Raw genomic sequence first — 5,389 nt, 5'->3', positions numbered from 1 at the left:
GAAGCCGACACCGGGCGCCACCGCCACATCGGCGTGCTCGATGAGCAGCTTGGAGAATTCGAGCGAGCCGAGATGCTTGAACGGTTCGGGGATCGGCGCCCAGGCGAACATCGAGGCGGCGGGAGCTGGAATGTTCCAGCCGGCGCGCCCGAAGGAATCGACCATCACGTCGCGGCGCTTGTGGTAGACCTCGCGTACCTCGGCGATATCGGCGCCGTCGCCGTTGAGCGCATGGGCCGCCGCCACCTGGATCGGCGTGAAGGCGCCGTAGTCGAGATAGGATTTCACCCGGGTCAACGCCGAGATCAGCCGCTCGTTGCCGACGGCAAAACCCATGCGCCAGCCGGGCATGGAGAAGGTCTTCGACATCGAGGTGAATTCGACGCAGACATCAATGGCGCCCGGCACCTGCAGCACCGAAGGCGGCGGGTTTCCGTCGAAATAGATCTCCGAATAGGCCAGGTCGGACAGGATGATGATGTCGTTCTTCTTCGCGAACGCCACCACGTCCTTGTAGAAGTCGAGCGAAGCGACCAGCGCCGTCGGGTTCGACGGATAGTTGAGGATCAGCGCCAGCGGCTTCGGGATAGAATGGCGAACGCCGCGTTCCAGCGCTGGGATGAAACCATCGTCCGGCTCGACCTGCAGCGAACGGATGACGCCGCCCGACATGATGAAGCCGAAGGCATGGATCGGATAGGTCGGGTTCGGGCACAGGATGACGTCGCCAGGCGCGGTGATCGCCTGCGCCATGTTGGCGAAGCCTTCCTTCGAGCCGAGCGTCGCCACCACCTGCGTGTCGGGGTTGAGCTTCACGCCGAAGCGGCGCTGATAGTAGGCGGCCTGGGCGCGGCGCAGGCCGGGGATGCCACGCGAGGAGGAATAGCGATGCGTGCGCGGGTCGCGCACCACTTCGCACAATTTGTCGACGATGGCCTTGGGCGTCGGCAGGTCCGGATTGCCCATGCCGAGGTCGATGATGTCGGCGCCGCGCGAACGGGCGCTGGCCTTGAGCCGGTTGACCTGCTCGAACACGTAAGGCGGAAGCCGGCGGACCTTGTGAAACTCTTCCATGGCAGTTCCAGACAGCAAAAGGGGCTATGGGCGCGCGCTATATACTCATTTGCAGGTAGGGTCGAGGGCGGGATCGCATTTGCCTTCGATCTGCTTCAGCGTCTGCGGACCATGTTTCGTGGCCAGGTCCGCCAACGCCGCCTGATTGGCGACCGCGGCGCCGCCGCTGTTTTTGGCGCCCTGCGCGCTGCCATCAGCCTTGAGTTCGGCGAGCTTGGCACTCGTCTCGGCCTGCGTGAGTTGCTTGTTCGCCACTTTGGGCGGGATGTTGAGGTTCGGAAAGGTGCCGGTGTCCTTTGGACCTGCATTCTCGGCCATCGGCACCGGAGCGCTGGTGTTCGTGCTTGAACACCCGGCGATCCCCAAAAGGACGATCGCCGCGCCGATGCGGCAAAAGCGTGCAGCATCAAAAAAAACAGTCTCGCCAATATTAATCGTCATATTGTTTCCTTGGCAGCCGAGGTAGAGCGAGATTGGACCCTGTCGGATGTCCCATGTTAATATGTCAAGAAAACGCTTCCGGAGGAACCCCGCGAACCATGTCCAAAACACCCGATTCGGGCAAAACGGAAGATGACGAGCCTTCGACCGTCGAGCAATATCTGGTGAAGGATCCGGAGCGCTTCGCGTTGAACATGGCGCGCATGATCGAGCAGGCCGGCAAGGCGGCGTCCGCCTGGGCCGAACCGCGCGAGCGCGGCGAAGTGCGCGACCACGTCGCCGAGCCGGTCGTCGACATGGTCAAGACGTTTTCCAAGCTGAGCGAATACTGGCTCGCCGACCCGCAGCGCGCGCTCGAAGCGCAGACCCGGCTGTTCGCCGGCTACATGACCGTGTGGGCGAACGCCATCCAGCGCGTCAGCGCCAAGGCCGAAGGCCCCGACGACGCCGTCAAGCCGGAGCGCGGCGACAAGCGTTTCCAGGACCCGGAATGGGGCCGCAACGCCTTCTTCGATTTCCTCAAGCAGGCCTATCTCGTCACCTCGCGCTGGGCGTCCGAACTGGTCGAGCACGCCGAAGGTCTGGACGAGCACACCCGCCACAAGGCGAGCTTCTACGTCAAGCAGGTGTCCAATGCCATCTCGCCGTCGAATTTCATTCTGACCAACCCCGAGCTATTCCGCGAGACCGTCGCCTCCAACGGCGAGAACCTGGTGCGCGGCATGAAGATGCTGGCTGAGGACATCGCGGCCGGCAAGGGCGACCTGAAACTGCGCCAGGCCGACTATTCGCCCTTCGAGATCGGCAGGAACATCGCCACCACGCCCGGCAAGGTGGTCGGCCGCAGCGATGTCGCCGAGATCATCCAGTATGATCCGGCGACCGAGACGGTGCTGAAACGCCCGTTGCTGATCTGCCCGCCCTGGATCAACAAGTTCTACATACTCGACCTCAACCCACAGAAATCCTTCATCCGCTGGGCGATCGAGCAGGGCCACACGGTCTTCGTCATCTCATGGATCAATCCGGACGAGCGCCACGGCGCGAAGGGATGGGAAGCCTATATCAGGGAAGGCCTGCAATATGGCCTCGACACGATCGAGGAGGCGACCGGCGAGCGGGATGTCAACGCGATCGGCTACTGCGTCGGCGGCACGCTACTGGCCGCGGCGCTGGCCCTGATGGCACAGGAAGGCGACGACCGCATCAAGTCGGCGACTTTCTTCACCACGCAGGTCGACTTCACCTATGCCGGCGACCTGAAAGTCTTCGTCGACGAGGAACAGGTCGCGGCGGTGGAGAAGTCGATGAACGAAAAGGGCTATCTCGACGGCACCAAGATGGCGACCGCCTTCAACATGCTGCGCTCCGGCGACCTGATCTGGCCCTACGTCGTCAACAACTACATGCGAGGCAAGGATCCCCTGCCCTTCGACCTGCTCTACTGGAATGCCGATTCGACCCGCATGGCGGCGGCCAACCATTCCTTCTACCTGCGCAATTGCTATCTCGAGAACAACCTCTCGCGCGGCAAGATGGAACTGGCGGGGCATACGGTCTCGCTCGGCGATATCACCATTCCGGTCTACAACCTCGCCTCGCGGGAAGACCACATCGCGCCGGCGCTGTCCGTCTTCCTCGGCTCGAAGTATTTCGGCGGCAAGGTCGACTACGTCATGGCGGGATCGGGCCACATAGCCGGCGTCGTCAATCCGCCCGCCTCCGGCAAGTACCAGTATTGGACCGGCGACAAACCGGAAGGCGATTTCGGCCAATGGATCGCCAAGGCCGCTGAGCATCCCGGGTCCTGGTGGCCGCATTGGCAAAGTTGGATCGAGGCCAAGGACGACACCCGCGTGCCTGCCCGCAAACCCGGCAACCATATGAAAACCTTGGGCGATGCTCCCGGCAGCTATGTGAAGGTGCGTGTGTAACGGACTGTAATGTCTGGTGAGTTGACGGCCTGCCAAAAGCGGGCGAAATGGTGTCGTCAACCATCAAGCAGCCGTAATTCGGCAATCATTGCAAAAATACTTCCAGGCTTGCGGATTTGACACAGGTCTCGTTTCCGGATCGGAGACAAAGGTAACCTCGGACAGCGACTTCCAGTGCTGCGCCAAGGACGTACCGACCGGACATCGAGGGGGAATTTGAGTTTGAAATCAGCAGGATGGAGCCTCGCAAAGGGAGAACGCAGCGCCATCTTGGCTGCGCTCTGCTGTGTCCTCCTCGCCTCCTGCACATCAGCCGGCGACCCGACAATGTCGGTCGGAATGCCTGGCTACAATGCCTCAGCCTCCGATGTTAACGCGGCCGCCACCGGCAAGCCCATCGCCACCGCCGATTCGACTTCGCAGACAACGGCCACGCAAACGACCGTGATGAGCGAAGGCGACACCGCACTCCCCGAAAAAGTCGCCTACGTACCAATGGCCAAGCCGCAAGCAGGTTTTCCGCTGATAACGCCGGCCGGCGCTGAGACGATCGCGGGACAGACGCCGCAGGCCTTGCAGCAGCCGACCCAGACGGCACAGCAGACAGACGCGGTCGCCCAGAAGATCGCCGCCGCCGATGCCGCGGTGACAACGCCAAAGCCGGCAGCGGCGCCGGTGATAAACAATCCGGTCTATGTGACCGCGGGTGACGCGCCACAAGCCGAGGCGCCGAAGAAACGTGGCTTCCTGGCCTCGATGTTCGGCGCCACGCCGGCTTCGGCCACACCGGCTCCGCTCATCAACACGCGATCGGGCGAACAGCCGACCGCGCAGGCCAAACCCACGCCTGCGGCGGCGGCAAAGCCGATCATCACGTTGGCCTCGGCCGACTCCACGGCAAAGCCGATACAGTTGGCCTCGACCGGTGACGACGCCGGTCATATCACCGGCAGCGATGCCTTGCCTGGCGTGCGTCAGACAGCCCTGTTCGAGATCAAGCGCAAATCCGGCCTCGACGACGAAAGCGACGTCGACCTCAATGAGGATGAGGGTCCAATCGGCGGCAGCTATCAGGTTGCGTCCGCCGCCGGCATGGCCCGGCTCGCGCCCAACGGCCTGCTGAAGCAGAACGAAAGCGTCGACGTCGCCTGCCTGAAGCCGTCGCTGGTGCGCGTGCTGAAGACGATCGAAGGCCATTACGGCCGCAAGATGTTGGTCACGTCAGGCTACCGCGACCCTGCTCGCAACCGCCGCGCCAACGGCGCCAAGAACTCGCTGCACATGTATTGCGCCGCCGCCGACATCCAGGTGCCCGGCGTCTCCAAATGGGAACTGGCGAACTACATCAGGACCATGCCCGGCCGCGGCGGCGTCGGCACCTATTGCCACACCGAATCGGTACACGTCGACGTCGGGCCCGAGCGCGACTGGAACTGGCGCTGCCGCCGGCGAAGCGGCGGTGATGACGGCTGAACGGCGCGATATGACGGGCCAGAGCGGCCAGGTCGTGCCACCAACACTTCCACATTGGCCTGAGCCGCCCCAACTTCGTCCTCCGCGGCGGAGCAGCGAAGTTCCGTCGCGAAGGCCCGAGGATCCATTCCGAAACCTTGGCCGAAGAGCGCAGCCGAGCAGAATTCCGTGCCCTTGCCACCTTTGAAGTCGCGGCATCGATTCTAGCGTCTGCGCCGCGTCGCCTTGCTCCGCGCTAGAGTGACGAAGCAATGGGCGTTTTGCTAATCACCAAGCCGCGGGGTGGGTTGATGGAGCCCCCGATTCCAAAGCCTCGGAAAAAAGTTGTCCACGCCGGCACCTGACGGGTTGCCGGTTGCGCACAACGTCAGTATAAGCCGCTTCGTCTGAGCGCGCCCATCGTCTAGCGGTTAGGACACCGCCCTTTCACGGCGGTAACAGGGGTTCGATTCCCCTTGGGCGTACCA

General features: G+C 63.0%; 4 protein-coding genes and 1 tRNA gene. 3 read left to right on the top strand and 2 right to left on the bottom strand.

Annotated elements, in window-relative coordinates; translation table 11 throughout:
* Both C1D09_RS09315 and C1D09_RS09310 read right to left on the bottom strand, forming a co-directional pair.
* Window positions 1–1,074: LL-diaminopimelate aminotransferase (locus C1D09_RS09315; protein WP_143973989.1), on the bottom strand; the 1,074-nt coding region annotated here is incomplete at its 3' end.
* 45 nt (window positions 1,075–1,119) lie between these two features.
* Window positions 1,120–1,515, bottom strand: a complete 396-nt coding sequence (locus tag C1D09_RS09310) for a hypothetical protein (RefSeq protein WP_143973988.1) — start codon at window positions 1,513–1,515, stop codon at window positions 1,120–1,122.
* Window positions 1,516–1,613: 98 nt separating this feature from the next.
* On the opposite strand from C1D09_RS09310, the gene phaC reads away from it, so the two are divergent.
* From phaC to C1D09_RS09295, 3 genes are all read left to right on the top strand, one after another.
* On the top strand, window positions 1,614–3,449 hold the full coding sequence (gene phaC, locus C1D09_RS09305; protein ID WP_143973987.1) for a class I poly(R)-hydroxyalkanoic acid synthase: 1,836 nt from the start codon (window positions 1,614–1,616) through the stop codon (window positions 3,447–3,449).
* Window positions 3,450–3,665: 216 nt separating this feature from the next.
* Entirely contained in the window at window positions 3,666–4,922 is a 1,257-nt protein-coding gene (locus C1D09_RS09300; protein WP_143973986.1) for a YcbK family protein, read from the top strand.
* A gap of 392 nt (window positions 4,923–5,314) precedes the next feature.
* Window positions 5,315–5,389: transfer RNA gene (locus C1D09_RS09295), tRNA-Glu, on the top strand.

The sequence above is a fragment of the Mesorhizobium intechi genome (genome assembly GCF_002879535.1).
Taxonomy (GTDB): domain Bacteria; phylum Pseudomonadota; class Alphaproteobacteria; order Rhizobiales; family Rhizobiaceae; genus Mesorhizobium; species Mesorhizobium intechi.
Note: the sequence above shows the minus strand (reverse complement) of the source record. Positions and strands in the feature narration are given on the sequence as shown.